This is a genomic window from Sphingomonas pseudosanguinis (genome assembly GCF_014196255.1).
GTDB lineage: Bacteria > Pseudomonadota > Alphaproteobacteria > Sphingomonadales > Sphingomonadaceae > Sphingomonas > Sphingomonas pseudosanguinis.
Map to the genome: position 1 here is coordinate 25,420 of NZ_JACIDH010000005.1, position 16,163 is coordinate 41,582.

The following is a 16,163-nucleotide window of genomic DNA, read 5'->3' on the forward strand; positions in this document are numbered from 1 at the left end:
CTGCCCGAACCAAATTCTGTTTACCCGATATGGGCGCGTTCCCACAGGATCGCCAGCCCCTGAATGGTCAGATCGGGCTCGATATGATCGAATACATGGGTGTGCGGGCTCAGCAGCGCGGCCAGACCGCCGGTGGCGAGCACCTTGACCGGCCGCCCGACCTGCGCTTTCAGCCGTGCGACCAGACCCTCGATCATCGCGATATAGCCCCAGAAGATACCGATATGCATCTGGTCGACCGTATTGCGGCCGATCACGCTGCGGCTCTCCGGCGCCTCGATCGCGATGCGCGGCAGCTTGGCGGCCGCGGTCACCAGCGCATCGAGCGACAGGTTGATGCCGGGCGCGATGATCCCACCCTTATAAGCGCCCTGATAGTCGCTGATGTCGAAGGTCGTCGCTGTGCCGAAATCGATGGTGATCAGGTCGCCGGGATGCAGCGCATGTGCCGCGATCGTGTTGACCGCACGGTCGGCGCCCAGCGAGGCGGGTTCGTCGACGTCGATCGCGATCCCCCATTCCACTGGCGCACGGCCGGCGATCAAGGGATCGACCTTGAAATATTTCTGCGCCAGCACCTGAAGATTATGGAGCGCGCGCGGCACGACCGTGGCGATGATGACGCCGGTCACATCCTCGCGCGCATAGCCTTCCAGCGCCAGCAACTGGCTGAGCCATACCGCATATTCGTCGCCCGTCCGGCGCGGATCGGTCGCGATGCGCCAGCGGCCCTTGATCGTCCGCCCCTCGAGCAGCGCGAAGACCACGTTCGTGTTCCCGGCATCGATGGCAAGCAGCATGAAAGTCCCTCAGACCAGGAAGATATCGCCGGCATGGATGACATGGGCCGCGCCATCCGCCAAGGCCAGCCGCAGCGCGCCGTCATGCGCCAGCCCGTCGAACGCCCCCGTCAGGACCTGCCCATCGGGCAAACGCGCGGTCAGCGGCGTTCCGCGCGGATGCGCCCGCGCCTCCCAACGCCGGACGATCGCGCCCAATCCTTCCTCGCGCCAGACGGCGAGCCAGCGGGTCATGGCTTCGGCGAGCAGCGCCTGCATCGTCGCGGGCGCGACATCGACGCCATGATCGACCAGCGCGGTCGTGGCGCGGTCGGGTAGCTGCGGGGCCGACGCCAGATTGATCCCCATGCCGATGATGACCGCATCGCCGGTGCGCTCCAGTAAAATGCCCGACAGCTTGGCTCCGTCGATCAACAGATCATTGGGCCATTTGAGCATCGCGCGCGTCGTGGTGCCCGACAGGCACGCCGCCACCGCATCCTCGATGGCGACGGCGGCGACCAGTGCCAATGTGGCTGCCATCGGATCGCCGGGCCGCAGCCGGACCAGCGTCGACCCGTAGAAATTGCCCGAGGGCGAGGACCATTCCCGCCCCTGGCGTCCGCGCCCCGCCGTCTGGCGGTCGGCGCGGAGCCAGAGGCCGTCTTCACCGCCTGCTTCCGCAAGCTGGCGAAGATCGGCATTGGTCGATCCCGTCTCCGCGACGTGGAGCAATCGGCTCAGAACAGCGCTCGAGCCGCCGCCAGCGACCATGCGCCGAGCACCGGGATCAGCAGATAGCCGACCGGCGACACGAACAACGCCGACAGCGCGATCAGGCCGTTCTCGACGGGCTGCGCCTCGCTATTGTCCCAGGCACCCGCCGGCTCATCGAAGAACATCGTCTTGATGATGCGCAGGTAATAATAGGCACCGATCACCGAGGCGACGACGCCGATCACCGCCAGCGGGAACAGCCCCGCCGCGACCGCCGCATTGAACACCGCGAACTTGGCATAGAAGCCGAGCAGCGGCGGAATACCCGCGACCGAGAACATGAAGAACGCCATCGCCCAGGCGAGTGCCGGACGCGTGCGCGACAGGCCCGACAGGCTGGCGATCGACTCCAGCGGATTGCCCTGCTCGTCGCGCATACGGATGACGATCAGGAACGCACCCAGCGTCATGATGACGTAGATGGTGAGGTACGTCAGCACCGCCGCGACGCCCTGCGCCGTGCCCGCCGCCAGACCGATGAGGGCAAAGCCGACATTGTTGATCGACGAATAGGCGAGCAGACGCTTGATATTGGTCTGCCCGATCGCCGCGACCGCGCCGAGGATGATCGAGGCGAGCGCCGCGAAGGTCACGATCTGCTGCCACTGCTGCACTGCCGAGCCCATGGCCTCGACGGCGACGCGGATCGCCAGCGCCATCGCCGCAACCTTGGGGGCCGAGGCGAAGAAGGCGGTCACCGGGGTCGGCGCACCTTCATAGACGTCCGGCGTCCACATGTGGAACGGCACCGCCGACATCTTGAACGCCAGGCCCGCGAACACGAACACCAGGCCGAAGACCAGACCCAGCGAGCGCGTGCCCATCGCCGCGTCGCGACCATAGGCGCCCGCGATCTGCGCGAAGTCGGTCGAGCCCGAGAAGCCATAGACCAGCGAGATACCATAGAGCAGGATGCCCGATGCCAGCGCGCCGAGCACGAAATACTTCAGACCCGCTTCGGCCGAACGACCGTCGCGACGCATGAAGCTTGCCAGGACATAAGCCGACAGGCTCTGCAGTTCGAGACCGACATAGAGGGTCAGCAGATCGCCCGCCGACACCATCATACCCATGCCGACCGCCGAGAGCAGCATCAGGATGGGATATTCGGGACGCAGATCCTCACCCGGCGAACGCGCGAAGAAGCGCGGGGCCATGATGATCGCCACGGCGGTCGCCAGATAGATCAGCACCTTGGCGAAACCGGCAAAGGCGTCCGCGCGGTACAGACCGCCAAAGGCAAGCCCACCGGTCGTCGACGGCCCGGCGAGCGCGACGATCGCACCGGCCAGCACGAACACCGCCGCGATCGAGATGCCGCGCGTGGCGTTCGTCCCGCCCCAGGCGGCGACGAGCATCAGCGCGATCGCGCCTAGGCTCAGCACCAGCTCGGGCAGGACCATCAGAAGGTTCAACGAATAGCTCATCAGTGCGCCTCCCCGTGCGCAGCTTGGTGCTCAGGGGTGTGGGCGGTCGCGAGTGCAGGATTACCGGCGGTCGGACGGCTGTCGGAACCCGGGTTCGCCCGGTCGATCCGCTGAAGCAGGACCTGCACGTCCTTGCGCATCGGCGCGAGGAAGCTCTCCGGATAGACACCCATCCACAGCGTCACCGCCGCGATTGGCGCGAGCAGCCACAGCTCCCGGCTCGTCAGGTCGGGCATCGCCGCAACCTCATCCGACTTGATCTCGCCATAAGCGACCCGCCGGTAGAGATAGAGCATGTACGCCGCGCCCAGGATGATGCCCGTGGTGCAGAGCAGCGCGGTCCAGGTCGACACCTGATAGGTGCCCATCAGCGACAGGAACTCGGCGACGAAGCCGCTGGTGCCCGGCAGACCGATCGACGCCATGGTGAAGAACAGGAACAGCACGGCATATTTGGGCATGTTGATCGACAGCCCGCCGTACCGCGCGATCTCGCGGGTGTGCAGCCGGTCATAGATGACACCGACGCACAGGAAGAGCGCGCCCGACACCAGCCCGTGGCTGAGCATCATGATCATCGCGCCTTCGATGCCCTGCTGGTTGAAGGCATAGAGGCCGATGGTCACAATCGCCATGTGCGCGACCGACGAATAGGCGATCAGCTTCTTCATGTCGGACTGCACCAGCGCGACCAGCGAGGCATAGATCACCGCCACCGCCGACAGCGCGAAGATCAGCCAGGTCAGCTGTCCGCTCGCCTCCGGGAACATCGGGAGCAGGAAGCGCAGGAAGCCGTATCCGCCGAGCTTCAGCAGCACGCCCGCCAGGATGACGGAACCCGCCGTCGGCGCCTGAACGTGCGCGTCGGGAAGCCAGGTGTGGACCGGCCACATCGGCATCTTGACCGCGAACGAGGCGAAGAAGGCGATCCACAACCAGGTCTGCACCGACGCCGGGAAGTCATAGGCGAGAAGCGCCGGGATCGAGGTCGTGCCCGCCGTGCGCGCCATATAGAGCATCGCGACGAACATGAGGAGCGAGCCGAGCAGCGTGTACAGGAAGAACTTGTACGACGCATAGATGCGGTTCGCCCCGCCCCAGATACCGATGATGAGATACATCGGGATCAGGCCGGCTTCGAAGAAGACGTAGAAGAGGAACAGGTCCTGCGCTGCGAAGGTGCCGATCATCAGCACTTCGGTGAACAGGAACAGGCCCATATATTCGGGAACGCGCTTGTCGATCGCGCGCCAGCTGGCGCCGATGCAGATCGGCATCAGGAACACGCTGAGCATGATGAGCAGCAGCGCGAAGCCGTCGATGCCGAGCGACCAGCCGAACGGGCCGAAGATGCCGGGGGCATGTTCGACGAACTGCCACTGCGCGCCGCCCACATCGAACTGCGTCCAGAGCACGATGCCCAGGGCGAAGTCGATCAGCGTGGCGGCGAGCGCCAACATGCGCGCGCCGTTCGCGTTGAGGAAAAGGCAGGCGATCGCGGCAACAGCCGGGACCGCCAGCATGACGGAGAGGATCGGGAAGCCCTGCATCACGCGATCAACCCAAAATGGCCCAGGTGACGGCCGCGGTCAGGCCGATCAACATGACGAAGGCATAGCTGTAGAGGTATCCCGTCTGGAAGCGCGCCGCACCCCGGCTGCCCTGCTGGATAAGCCAGGCGACACCGTTGGGGCCGAAGCGGTCGATCGTCTTCTCGTCGCCACGGTGCCACAGCAACCGGCCGATCGCGAAGGCGGGGCGTACGAAGAGGAAATGGTAGATCTCGTCGAAATACCATTTGTTGAGGAGGAAGCGGTACAGGATGCGGAACTGATCCGCGAACTTCGCCGGGAACTCCGGTGCGCGGATATAGGTCAGATACGCGGTCGCGAGACCGAGCAGCATGACGATCGTCGCCGACAGCTTCACCCACACCGGCACGCCGTGCATCGAATGCATCAGATGCTCGTTGAAGGCGATCGCGCCCTTCCAATAGCTCTCGCCCGCTTCCGGCTCGATGAACCAGCCATGGAAGACGAAGCCCGCCGCGATCGCACCGATCGACAGTACGATCAGCGGGATCAGCATGACCAGCGGGCTCTCATGCGGATGATAGCCACCGGTGCCCTCGGGCAGTTCCTCCTGCGACGGACCATGGACGTGCGGCTCGTCGCCGGCATCCTCGTTCGCGGGGTGCGGGTCATGGGTATGCCCATGATCGCCATGCCCGTGCGCGTCGTGCAGCGCGTGCTGAATATGCTCCGACGCGACCCAGCGCGGCTTGCCCCAGAAAGTCAGGAACATCAGGCGCCACGAATAGAAGCTGGTCAGCAACGCGGCGATCACGCCCGCCCAGAAGGCAAAGCCCGAACCACCCGCATAAGCGACTTCGATGATCGCGTCCTTCGAATGGAAGCCCGCGAAACCGAACGCCATCGGATTGCCGAACAGAGCCGGGATACCGACGCCCGTGATCGCCAGCGTACCCATCATCATCGCCCAGAAGGTGAGCGGGATGTGACGACGCAGACCGCCATAATAGCGCATGTCCTGCTCGTGATGCATCGCATGGATCACCGAGCCCGCACCCAGGAACAACAGCGCCTTGAAGAAGGCGTGGGTGAACAGGTGGAACATCGCCGCACCGTACGCGCCGACGCCAGCCGCGAAGAACATGTAGCCGAGCTGCGAACAGGTCGAATAGGCGATGACGCGCTTGATGTCGGTCTGCACCGTGCCGACAGTCGCGGCGAAGAAGCAGGTCATGGCACCGATGACGGTGATGACGCCCAGCGCGGTCGGCGAGGTTTCGAACATGGGCGACAGGCGGCACACCATGAACACGCCCGCGGTCACCATGGTCGCCGCGTGGATCAGCGCCGACACCGGGGTCGGGCCTTCCATCGCGTCCGGCAGCCAGGTGTGGAGCCCGAGCTGCGCCGACTTGCCCATCGCGCCGACGAACAGCAGCAGGCAAAGCACGGTCATCGTGTCGAAGCGATAGCCGAGGAACCCGATGGTCGAGCCCGCCATGCCCGGCGCGGCCGCCAGGATCGCCGGGATCGAGACGGTCCCGAACACCAGGAAGGTGCCGAAGATGCCGAGCATGAAGCCAAGATCGCCGACACGATTGACGACGAACGCCTTGATCGCGGCCGCATTGGCCGAGGGCTTGCGGAACCAGAAGCCGATCAGCAGGTAGGACGCGAGACCCACGCCTTCCCAGCCGAAGAACATCTGGACCAGATTGTCCGCCGTCACGAGCATCAGCATCGCGAAGGTGAAGAGGCAGAGATAGGCGAAAAAGCGCGGCTGATCCGGCTCCTCGCTCATATAGCCCCAGCTATAGAGGTGGACGAGCGCCGAGACGCTGGTGATGACCACCAGCATGATTGCGGTCAGCGAGTCGACGCGCAGCGCCCAGTCGACCGACATGGTGCCGCTGGTGATCCAGTGGAGCACCGGCGTGACGGTGGCGACATTGGCGCCCGACAGATAGCCGATGAAGATCGGCCATGAGAGCGCACAGGAAATGAACAGCGCGCCGGTCGTGACGACCTTGGCGGGCACGTTCCCGATGGCCTTGTTGCCGAACCCCGCAATGGCGGCGGCCAGCAACGGCAGGAAGACGATAGCGAGGATCAACCCGATTACCCCTTCATCCGGTTGACGTCGTCGACCGCGATGGTGCCGCGGCCACGGAAATAGATGACCAGGATCGCCAGACCGATCGCCGACTCACCGGCGGCCACGGTCAGCACGAACATGGCGAAGACCTGACCCACCAGATCCTGAAGCGCGGCCGAAAAGGCGACGAGGTTCAGGTTCACGGCGAGCAGGATGAGCTCGATCGCCATGAGGATGACGATCAGGTTCTTCCGGTTCAGGAAGATACCCAGCACCCCCATGGTGAACAGGATCGCCGCGACGACCAGATAATGGACGAGACCGATCGTCACAGTTCCACCCCCTGCCCGATAGGCTGATTGATGTTGCGGATCGCCTCATGCGGCTGACGCGCATTCTGCTTGGCGATGTTCTGCGGACGGACGCCGCCGCGCTTGCGATGGGTGAGCACGATCGCGCCGATCATCGCGACGAGCAGGACCAGGCCCGCACCCTCGAAGATGAACAGGTAGCGCGTGTACAGCAGGTTGCCGATCGCCTGGATGTTGGACACCTCCGGCGCGATCGGGGCCGCACGGGCCGCCAGCTGCACGCCGCCGACGCTCCATGCCTGGAACGCGATGATGACCTCGGCCAGCAAGGCCACGGCCAGTGCCAGGCCCAGCGGCAGATAGCGCGCAAAGCCCGCCCGCATCGCCGCGACCTCGATATCGAGCATCATGACGACGAAGAGGAACAAGACCGCGACCGCGCCCACATAGACGATGACGAGCAGCATCGCGATGAACTCGGCCCCGCACAGCACCATGAGGCCCGCGGCGTTGAAGAACGCCAGGATCAGCCACATGACCGAGTGCACCGGATTGCGCGACGCGATCGTGAGCCCTGCGGACACGATCACCACGGTCGCGAAAATATAGAAGGCGATAGCCTGTATCACTGCCTGTCAGGCCCCTTTTCTGTCCGCCCCGAACCGTTGGTCGCGGGCTTTAACGGTACGGCGCATCGGCGGCAAGGTTCGCCGCGATCGCGCTTTCCCAGCGGTCACCGTTATCGAGCAACTTCGACTTGTCGTAGATCAGCTCTTCGCGGGTCTCGGTCGAAAATTCGAAGTTCGGCCCCTCGACGATGGCGTCCACGGGGCAGGCCTCCTGGCACAGCCCGCAATAGATGCACTTGGTCATGTCGATGTCGTAGCGCGTCGTGCGGCGGCTGCCGTCGTCGCGGGGTTCCGCCTCGATCGTGATCGCCTGGGCAGGGCAGATCGCCTCGCACAGCTTGCACGCGATGCACCGCTCCTCGCCATTGGGGTAGCGACGCAGCGCGTGCTCACCCCGGAAGCGTGGGCTGATCGGGTTCTTCTCGTACGGATAGTTGATCGTCGCCTTCGGCTTGAAGAAGTAGCGAAGGGTCAGCGCATGGCCCTTCACGAACTCCCATAGCGTAAAAGCCTTGACGTACTGAGCGACGCTCATGCCGGAACTCCCACGCGCGCATACATCAGCACGCCAGACACCAAGAATACCCAGAACAGCGACACCGGCAGGAACACCTTCCAGCCCAGCCGCATGAGCTGGTCGTAGCGGTAACGCGGTACGGTCGCCTTCACCCAGGAAAAGACGAAGAAGAAGAAGCACATCTTCAGCAGCAGCCAGACGATGCCCGGCACGACATAAAGCGGCGCCCAGTCGAGCGGCGGCAGATAGCCACCCCAGAACAGGATCGCGTTCAGCGCGCACATCAGGATGACGTTGGCGTACTCACCCAGCCAGAACAGCGCGAACGACATCGAGCTGTATTCGGTCTGGTAACCCGCGACGAGCTCAGACTCCGCTTCGGTCAGATCGAACGGCGCGCGCTGCGTCTCGGCCAGCGCCGAGATGAAGAACATCACCGCCATCGGGAACAGCAGCGGGTTGAGGAAGAAGCCGTTGACCGGAATCCCCAGCACGCTCTTCTGCGCCTCGACGATCGCGGTCAGGTTGAAGCTCCCCGCCCACATCACGACCGAAATCAGGATGAAGCCGATCGCGACTTCATAGGACACCATCTGCGCGGCGGCACGCAGCGCCGAGTAGAAGGGATATTTCGAGTTCGACGCCCAGCCCGACAGGATCACGCCGTACACGCCCAGCGACGAGGCGGCGAGAACATAGAGCAGGCCGACATTGATGTCGGCGACGACCACACCCGGCTGGAACGGCACCACCGCCCAGACGATCAGCGCAACCGTGAAGGTGATGATCGGTGCCAGCAGGAACAACCCGCGATTGGCGGCGGCTGGAACGATGGTTTCCTGAAGGAAGACCTTCAGACCGTCGGCAAAGGACTGGAGCAGACCGAAGGGACCGACCACGTTCGGACCCCGGCGCAGCGCCATCGCCGCCCAGATCTTGCGGTCGACATAGATGACCATCGCGACGGCCAGCATCAGCGGCAGCGCGATCGCCAGAATCCCGACCAGCGTCGCGATCGTCCAGGCCCAGCCATAGGGAAGGCCGAGCGTCGAGTTGAAAAACGCGGTCACTCCGCTGCCTCCGCATAGCTCTCACCATGGACCAGTTCGGCCGAGCAGCGCTGCATCGTCGGGCTGGCGCGGCAGATCGCGTTGGTGAGGTAGAAGTCCTTGATCGGATAACCGTCCATCGTGCCGGACGCGGTCGCGTTCAGCGACGGTGCGGCCCAGTCGAAGGTCACGAGGCCGACCTGGCCGAGCGCCGGAACCTCTGCGGCCATCGCGGCGCGCAGCTCTTCCAGCGTGTCGAAGCTCAGGGTCTGACCCAGCACTTCGGACAGCGCGCGGAAGATCGTCCAGTCGTCGCGCGCGTCGCCCGGTGCGAACACCGCACGGTCGCCGCGCTGCACCCGGCCTTCCAGATTGACCCAGGTGCCCGACTTCTCGGCAAAGGTCGCGCCCGGCAGGATGACATCGGCGTGATGCGCACCCTTGTCGCCATGATGGCCGACGAACACCTTGAAGCTGCTGCCGAACTTGGTGAAGTCGACCTCGTCAGCGCCCAGGAAGAAAGCGAGCTTCGGCGCGGCCGAAACCACGTCGGCGATGCCGCCCTTCTGCGCGTAACCGAGCATCAGGCCACCCATGCGCGCCGCCGCCATGTGAACGACATTATAGCCGTTCCAGGCCGAGCCATCCTCCAGCGTCCGCACCAGATTGAACTGGTCGACCAGCTTCAGGCTCGCGCCGTGCGCGCCCTTCAGCGCACCGCCACCGACGATCACCATCGGACGCGCGGCCTTGCCGAACAGCTCGGTGACGCCCTCGGGCAGGTTGCCCAGCACCGACAGGTCGGCGCCCAACCACTCGACCTTGTAGGTCAGGTCGGTTTCGGGGCCGATCGCGAAGACCTTGGCGCCCTTCTTGATCGCCTTGCGGATACGGGTGTTCACCAGCGGCGCTTCCCAGCGCAGGTTGGTGCCGATCAGCAGGATCGCATCGGCCTTCTCGACGCCCGCGATGGTCGTGTTGAAGTTGACCGCGGCCAGGCTCGACGTGTCGTAATCCATGCCGGTCTGACGACCTTCGAGCAGGTTAGAGCCCATCTTGGCCAGCAGCGCCTTGGCGGCGAACATCGTCTCGCAATCGACCAGATCACCGGCGATGGCGGCGACGCTCGAACCCGCGTTCACGTCCCGGATCGCGGCGAAGGCCTCGTCCCAGGTCGCGGGCACCAGCTTGCCGTCGCGGCGGATGAACGGACGGTCGAGACGACGACGGACCAAGCCGTCGATCGCGTGACGCGTCTTGTCGCTCGCCCACTCCTCGTTCACCTCGTCATTGATGCGCGGCACGCAGCGCAGCACCTGACGACCACGGCTGTCGAGGCGGATATTGGTGCCGACCGCGTCCATCACGTCGATGGCGAGCGTCTTCTTCAACTCCCAGGGACGCGCCTCGAACGCATAGGGCTTCGACGTCAGCGCGCCCACCGGGCACAAATCGACGACATTGCCCGACAGCTCGCTCGACACGGCCTGTTCGAGGTACGAGGTGATCTGCATGTTCTCGCCGCGATAAATCGCGCCGATCTCCTCCACGCCCGCGACCTCTTCGGCGAAGCGGACGCAGCGGGTGCACTGGATGCAGCGGGTCATGACCGTCTTGACGATCGGACCCATATACTTCTCGGTGACGGCCCGCTTGTTCTCGTCATAGCGGCTATGGCCCTTGCCATAGGCCATGGACTGGTCCTGCAGGTCGCACTCGCCGCCCTGATCGCAGATCGGGCAGTCCAGCGGGTGGTTGATCAGCAGGAATTCCATCACGCCTTCGCGCGCGGCCTTCACCATCGGAGTGGTGGTGAAGATTTCCTGATTGTCCGCCGCCGGGAGCGCGCAGCTTGCCTGCGGCTTGGGGGGGCCAGGCTTCACCTCGACCAGGCACATGCGGCAATTGCCCGCGATGGACAGCCGCTCATGATAGCAGAAGCGCGGGATTTCCTTGCCCGCAAGCTCGCAGGCCTGCAGCACGGTGGCACCCTGCGGCACCTCGATCTCGACGCCGTCGACTTTGACCTTAGGCATTATTCGGCAGCTTCCATCATCGGGGCGTTGCCGCCCGTCTCGCCTTTGCGTTCGCGAATGCGGCGTTCCATCTCCGGGCGGAAGTGGCGGATCAGGCCCTGGATCGGCCAGGCCGCCGCGTCGCCGAGCGCGCAGATGGTGTGGCCTTCGACCTGCTTCGTCACCTGGAACAGCGTGTCGATCTCGGAGACGTCGGCATCGCCGGTGCGCATCCGCTCCATCACGCGCCACATCCAGCCGGTGCCTTCACGGCACGGCGTGCACTGGCCGCAGCTCTCATGCTTGTAGAAGTAGGACAGACGGCTGATCGCGCGGACGATGTCGGTCGACTTGTCCATGACGATCACGGCCGCCGTGCCAAGACCCGATCCGACCGCCTTCAAGCCGTCGAAATCCATCGGCGCGTCCATGATCTCGGCGGCGGGCACCAAAGGCACCGACGAGCCGCCCGGAATCACCGCGAGCAGATTGTCCCAGCCACCGCGAATACCGCCGCAATGCTTCTCGATCAGCTCGCGGAAGCTGATCGACATGCTTTCCTCGACCACGCAGGGGCGGTCGACATGGCCGGAGATCTGGAAGAGCTTGGTGCCCTTGTTGTTCTCGCGCCCGAAGGAGGAGAACCACTCGGCCCCGCGCCGCAGGATTGTCGGCGCGACCGCGATCGACTCGACATTGTTGACCGTGGTCGGGCAGCCATAAAGGCCCGCACCCGCCGGGAAAGGCGGCTTGAGGCGCGGCTGGCCCTTCTTGCCCTCCAGGCTCTCGATCATCGCGGTCTCTTCGCCGCAGATATAGGCGCCCGCGCCGCGATGGACGAAGACGTCGAAGTCGTAACCCGAGCCACAGGCATTCTTGCCCAGGAAGCCCCGGTCATAGGCCTCGGCGACCGCCGCGAACAGCGTCTCGGCCTCGCGGATATATTCGCCGCGAATGTAGATGTACGCAGCGCGCGCACGCATCGCGAAACCGGCGACCAGCGCGCCCTCGATCAGCTTGTGCGGATCGTGGCGGATGATCTCGCGGTCCTTGCACGAACCCGGCTCGGACTCGTCGGCGTTGATGACCAGGAAGCTCGGCCGGTCGGGGCGCGGTTCCTTGGGCATGAAGCTCCACTTCATGCCGGTCGGGAAGCCCGCACCGCCGCGCCCGCGCAGACCCGACGCCTTGATGACGTCGATGATCTTGTCCTGGCCCAGCTCGAGCAGCGCCTTGGTATTGTCCCAATCGCCACGCTTCATCGCCGCGTCGACGTTCCACGGCTGATAGCCGTAGAGATTGGTGAAAATGCGGTCCTTGTCAGCGAGCATTATGCGCCCCACTCCCCGCGATAGTCGTGATTGTCGCCGACCATGGCGGTCAGCGTGGTCGGGCCGCCGATCGGCTCGACCGTGTGGCGACCCGGCTCCTGCGTGCCGGTCTTGGGGCTCTCGCCGCGCGCCAGCGCTTCCAGGATCGTGACCGTGCGGTCGTAATCCAGATCCTCGTAATTGTCGTCGTTGATCTGGACCATCGGTGCCGAGGCGCAATTGCCCATGCACTCGACCTCGGTCAGCGTGAACAGGCCGTCGGGCGTGGTCTTGCCCTTGATCAGCCCCTTGTTCTTGCACGCCGCCAGCACGTCGTCCGACCCGCGCAGCATGCACGGCGTCGTGCCGCACACCTGGACGTGATAGCGACCGACCGGCGCGAGGTTGAACATCGTGTAGAAGGTCGCGACCTCGTAGATGCGCATATAGGCGACGCCGAGCTGACGCGCGACGAACTCGATCACCGGAACCGGCAGCCAGCCTTGCGTCTGCGTCTCCGCACCGACCTGGCGCTGCGCCAGATCGAGGAACGGGATCGAGCAGGACTGTTCGCGGCCCTTGGGATAGCGCGCGAGAATCTCGTTCGCCTTCTTCTGGTTCTCGTCGGTCCAGGCGAAATTGCCCCAGCGGGCGCGGACTTCCGCCTCGTCGGGGATGTTGGGAGCGTCAGCCATTAGCGGTCACATTCACCAAAAACGATGTCCATCGCGCCCAGGATCGCGGTCGTGTCGGCCAGCATATGCCCCTTGGACATGAATTCCATGGCCTGGAGATGGCTGAACGCGGTCGGGCGGATCTTGCAGCGATAGGGTTTGTTCGATCCATCGGAGACGAGATACACGCCGAATTCGCCCTTGGGGCTTTCGGTCGCGACATACACCTCGCCGGCGGGGACGTGATACCCTTCGGTATAGAGCTTGAAGTGGTGGATCAGCGCTTCCATCGAGCGCTTCATCTCGGCACGCTTGGGCGGCGTGACCTTGCGGTCGGTGGCAAGCACCGGACCTTCGGGCATCTGCGCCAGGCACTGCTTCATGATCCGGGCCGACTGGCGCACTTCCTCGACGCGCACCATGAACCGGTCATAGCAGTCGCCGCTGGTGCCCACCGGCACGTCGAAGTCCACCTTGTCATAGGCGTCATAGGGCTGCGACTTGCGCAGGTCCCACGGAATGCCCGAGCCACGGATCATCGGGCCGGAGAAGCCCCACTTGATCGCGTCCTCGCGATTCACCACCGCGATGTCGACGTTGCGCTGCTTGAAGATGCGGTTGTTCGACACCAGGCCGATCGCATCCTCGAACAGCTGCGGCAGACGCGTATCGAGCCAGTCTGCGATGTCGGTCAGCAGCTTGAGCGGCACGTCCTGATGGACGCCGCCGACGCGGAAATAATTCGCATGCATGCGCGCGCCCGAGGCCCGCTCATAGAAGTTCATGCAGTCTTCGCGGATTTCGAACATCCACAGGTTCGGCGTCATCGCGCCGACATCCATCACATGGCTGCCCAGGTTGAGCATGTGGTTCGAAATACGCGTCAGCTCGGCGAAGAACGTCCGCAGATATTGCGCGCGCAGCGGCACTTCGAGGTCGAGCAGCTTTTCGACCGCGAGCACATAGCTGTGCTCCATGCACATCGGCGAGCAATAGTCGAGGCGATCGAAATAGGGCAGCGCCTGCGAATAGGTCTTGTATTCGATCAGCTTCTCGGTGCCGCGATGCAGCAGGCCGACATGCGGATCGACGCGTTCGACGATCTCGCCGTCCAGCTCCATGACGAGGCGAAGCACGCCGTGCGCCGCCGGATGCTGCGGGCCGAAGTTGATCGTATAGTTCTGGATCGACACGTCACCCGTGGTCGGGTCGGCATCGTCCGTCTTGTGGAGCAGTTCGTCGACGTAGTCGCTCACTGATTCTGTCCTCCGCCCTTGCCCGGCACGACGTCCGGGTCCTTGGGCTTGTCCTCGGCCTTGTTGCCCGGATGCGGCTGACCCGCGCCCGTCTGCTTGGGGCTTTCGGTGGTCTTGGTCTCGGGCGCGTTGGCGGCAACCGTCTTGTCCGGCGCGGCATCGGCCTTCTTCACCGCATCGGCGCTGGCCGGGGTCTGCGCGCCCTTGCCCTGCGCCTGCACGCCCTTCTCGTCGCCGGGAAGGACGTACTCAGCGCCTTCCCACGGGCTCTGGAAGTCGAAATTGCGGAAGTCCTGCGCCAGCTTGACCGGCTCATAGACGACGCGCTTTTCCTCTTCCGAATAGCGCAGCTCGGTATAGCCGGTCAGCGGGAAGTCCTTGCGCAGCGGATGACCGCGAAAGCCATAGTCGGTCAGGATGCGACGCAGGTCGCTATTGCCAGAGAACAGCACGCCGTACAGGTCATAGACCTCACGCTCCAGCCAGCCGGCGACCGGCCACAGCCCCGTCACCGACGGAACCGGCTTGTCCTCGTCGGTCGAGACATGGACGTGCAGGCGGTGATTGCGGGTCAGCGACAACAGGCAATAGACCACCTCGAAACGCTCGTCGCGCTCCGGATAGTCGACGCCGGCGATTTCCATCAGCTGCTGATATTCCAGCCCCTTGGTATCGCGTAGCGCGGTCATGGCGGGCACCAGGTTCGCACGGTCGACGACCAGCGCGACCTCACCGACATGCTCGCGCGCGTCGAGCAGCCAGGGCCCGAGCGCGGCGCGCGCCGCATCGATCACGCCGTCATTCGCGGCGAAACGGGGAGCGGGCGCCCTCACCGTTCGATACTCCCGGCGCGGCGGATCTTCCGCTGCAGCTGCATCACGCCGTACAGCAGCGCCTCGGCGGTCGGCGGGCAGCCGGGAACATAGATGTCCACGGGCACGATCCGGTCACAGCCGCGCACCACCGAATAGCTGTAATGGTAATAGCCGCCGCCATTGGCGCAGCTGCCCATCGAGATGACATATTTCGGGTTCGACATCTGGTCGTACACACGACGCAGCGCCGGAGCCATCTTGTTGCACAGCGTACCCGCGACGATCATCACGTCCGACTGGCGCGGCGACGCGCGCGGCGCGGCACCGAAGCGCTCCATGTCGTAACGCGGCATGTTGACGTGGATCATCTCCACCGCGCAGCACGCCAGACCGAAGGTCATCCACCAGAGCGAGCCGGTGCGCGCCCATTGGAACAGCTCCTCGGTCGAGGTGACGAGGAAGCCCTTGTCGGTCAGTTCGCCGTTCAGCCCGTCGAAAAAGCCCTGATCGGGCTGGATGAGGGCCTGGCCGTCATGGACGGCTCCGCCATGGGCCTGCGGCTTGAACTCAACCGGACCGGAGTGAAGATTTACTCCCAATCCAATGCTCCCTTCTTCCACGCATAGACGAGACCCAGCGCGAGCTCGCCGATGAAGATCATCATCGAAAACCAGGCGGTCCAGCCGAGGCTGAAGACACTGACCGCCCAGGGGTACAGAAACGCCGCTTCCAGATCGAAGATGATGAACAGGATGGCGACGAGGTAGAAACGCACGTCGAACTGGCTGCGCGGGTCTTCGAACGCGGGGAAGCCGCATTCATATTCGGACAGCTTCTGCTCGTTGGGCTGGTGCGCACCGGTGAGGCGCGCGACGAACATCGGCAGAAACACGAAGGCCGTCGACAGTGCCAGGGCAACGCCCAGGAACAGGAGGATCGGCAGATATTGCGACAGATCGACCAAGTTTTTCTCTCGC

General features: G+C 64.4%; 16 protein-coding genes. All 16 read right to left on the minus strand.

The features are described from left to right. Window positions 1-20: 20 nt before the first annotated feature. The 16 genes from GGR48_RS07875 to ndhC are packed head-to-tail and all read right to left on the minus strand — an operon-like array spanning window position 21 to window position 16,150. On the minus strand, window positions 21-800 hold the full coding sequence (locus GGR48_RS07875) for a type III pantothenate kinase (protein WP_183951378.1): 780 nt from the start codon (window positions 798-800) through the stop codon (window positions 21-23). Window positions 801-809: 9 nt separating this feature from the next. Beyond that, window positions 810-1,553, minus strand: a complete 744-nt coding sequence (locus tag GGR48_RS07880) for a biotin--[acetyl-CoA-carboxylase] ligase (RefSeq protein ID WP_183951379.1) — start codon at window positions 1,551-1,553, stop codon at window positions 810-812. Then, window positions 1,520-2,983, minus strand: coding sequence for an NADH-quinone oxidoreductase subunit NuoN (gene nuoN / locus GGR48_RS07885; RefSeq protein WP_183951380.1), 1,464 nt, complete (start codon window positions 2,981-2,983; stop codon window positions 1,520-1,522). The genes GGR48_RS07880 and nuoN overlap by 34 nt, the downstream gene beginning before the upstream one ends. Continuing rightward, window positions 2,983-4,533 carry an NADH-quinone oxidoreductase subunit M gene (locus GGR48_RS07890; RefSeq protein WP_183951484.1) on the minus strand — a complete coding sequence of 517 codons (1,551 nt, stop codon included), beginning with the start codon at window positions 4,531-4,533 and terminating at the stop codon, window positions 2,983-2,985. Before GGR48_RS07890 ends, nuoN begins: the two co-directional genes overlap by 1 nt. A gap of 7 nt (window positions 4,534-4,540) precedes the next feature. Further along, complete coding sequence (nuoL, locus tag GGR48_RS07895; RefSeq protein WP_221211431.1) at window positions 4,541-6,628, minus strand: NADH-quinone oxidoreductase subunit L; 2,088 nt, start codon at window positions 6,626-6,628, stop codon at window positions 4,541-4,543. A 5-nt stretch (window positions 6,629-6,633) separates the two neighbouring features. After that, window positions 6,634-6,942, minus strand: coding sequence for an NADH-quinone oxidoreductase subunit NuoK (nuoK, locus tag GGR48_RS07900; RefSeq protein WP_007404079.1), 309 nt, complete (start codon window positions 6,940-6,942; stop codon window positions 6,634-6,636). Beyond that, entirely contained in the window at window positions 6,939-7,550 is a 612-nt protein-coding gene (locus GGR48_RS07905) for an NADH-quinone oxidoreductase subunit J (RefSeq protein ID WP_007404217.1), read from the minus strand. Before GGR48_RS07905 ends, nuoK begins: the two co-directional genes overlap by 4 nt. Before the next feature lie 49 nt (window positions 7,551-7,599). Next, window positions 7,600-8,085 carry an NADH-quinone oxidoreductase subunit NuoI gene (nuoI, locus tag GGR48_RS07910; protein WP_007403979.1) on the minus strand — a complete coding sequence of 162 codons (486 nt, stop codon included), beginning with the start codon at window positions 8,083-8,085 and terminating at the stop codon, window positions 7,600-7,602. After that, window positions 8,082-9,137, minus strand: coding sequence for an NADH-quinone oxidoreductase subunit NuoH (gene nuoH, locus GGR48_RS07915; RefSeq protein ID WP_183951381.1), 1,056 nt, complete (start codon window positions 9,135-9,137; stop codon window positions 8,082-8,084). Before nuoH ends, nuoI begins: the two co-directional genes overlap by 4 nt. Continuing rightward, window positions 9,134-11,152 carry an NADH-quinone oxidoreductase subunit NuoG gene (gene nuoG, locus GGR48_RS07920; protein WP_183951382.1) on the minus strand — a complete coding sequence of 673 codons (2,019 nt, stop codon included), beginning with the start codon at window positions 11,150-11,152 and terminating at the stop codon, window positions 9,134-9,136. The genes nuoH and nuoG overlap by 4 nt, the downstream gene beginning before the upstream one ends. Next, complete coding sequence (gene nuoF / locus GGR48_RS07925) at window positions 11,152-12,462, minus strand: NADH-quinone oxidoreductase subunit NuoF (RefSeq protein ID WP_042483195.1); 1,311 nt, start codon at window positions 12,460-12,462, stop codon at window positions 11,152-11,154. The genes nuoG and nuoF overlap by 1 nt, the downstream gene beginning before the upstream one ends. Then, window positions 12,462-13,136, minus strand: coding sequence for a complex I 24 kDa subunit family protein (locus GGR48_RS07930; protein ID WP_183951383.1), 675 nt, complete (start codon window positions 13,134-13,136; stop codon window positions 12,462-12,464). Before GGR48_RS07930 ends, nuoF begins: the two co-directional genes overlap by 1 nt. Then, a complete protein-coding gene (locus GGR48_RS07935) occupies window positions 13,136-14,371 on the minus strand; it encodes an NADH-quinone oxidoreductase subunit D (RefSeq protein ID WP_183951384.1) in 1,236 nt (411 codons plus the stop codon). The genes GGR48_RS07930 and GGR48_RS07935 overlap by 1 nt, the downstream gene beginning before the upstream one ends. Further along, window positions 14,368-15,204, minus strand: a complete 837-nt coding sequence (locus GGR48_RS07940; RefSeq protein WP_183951385.1) for an NADH-quinone oxidoreductase subunit C — start codon at window positions 15,202-15,204, stop codon at window positions 14,368-14,370. Before GGR48_RS07940 ends, GGR48_RS07935 begins: the two co-directional genes overlap by 4 nt. Further along, window positions 15,201-15,785, minus strand: coding sequence for a NuoB/complex I 20 kDa subunit family protein (locus GGR48_RS07945; RefSeq protein WP_221211432.1), 585 nt, complete (start codon window positions 15,783-15,785; stop codon window positions 15,201-15,203). Before GGR48_RS07945 ends, GGR48_RS07940 begins: the two co-directional genes overlap by 4 nt. Beyond that, window positions 15,776-16,150, minus strand: coding sequence for an NADH-quinone oxidoreductase subunit A (ndhC, locus tag GGR48_RS07950; protein WP_183951386.1), 375 nt, complete (start codon window positions 16,148-16,150; stop codon window positions 15,776-15,778). The genes GGR48_RS07945 and ndhC overlap by 10 nt, the downstream gene beginning before the upstream one ends. Window positions 16,151-16,163 lie beyond the last annotated feature (13 nt).

Coding starts and splice junctions, on each gene's coding strand:
- GGR48_RS07890 (WP_183951484.1), bottom strand. CDS start 4,533: ATGCAGGGCTTCCCGATCCTCTCCGTCATGCTGGCGGTCCCGGCTGTT.
- GGR48_RS07930 (WP_183951383.1), bottom strand. CDS start 13,136: ATGGCTGACGCTCCCAACATCCCCGACGAGGCGGAAGTCCGCGCCCGC.
- GGR48_RS07875 (WP_183951378.1), bottom strand. CDS start 800: ATGCTGCTTGCCATCGATGCCGGGAACACGAACGTGGTCTTCGCGCTG.
- nuoF (WP_042483195.1), bottom strand. CDS start 12,462: ATGCTCGCTGACAAGGACCGCATTTTCACCAATCTCTACGGCTATCAG.
- nuoG (WP_183951382.1), bottom strand. CDS start 11,152: ATGCCTAAGGTCAAAGTCGACGGCGTCGAGATCGAGGTGCCGCAGGGT.
- GGR48_RS07880 (WP_183951379.1), bottom strand. CDS start 1,553: ATGGTCGCTGGCGGCGGCTCGAGCGCTGTTCTGAGCCGATTGCTCCAC.
- nuoI (WP_007403979.1), bottom strand. CDS start 8,085: ATGAGCGTCGCTCAGTACGTCAAGGCTTTTACGCTATGGGAGTTCGTG.
- nuoN (WP_183951380.1), bottom strand. CDS start 2,983: ATGAGCTATTCGTTGAACCTTCTGATGGTCCTGCCCGAGCTGGTGCTG.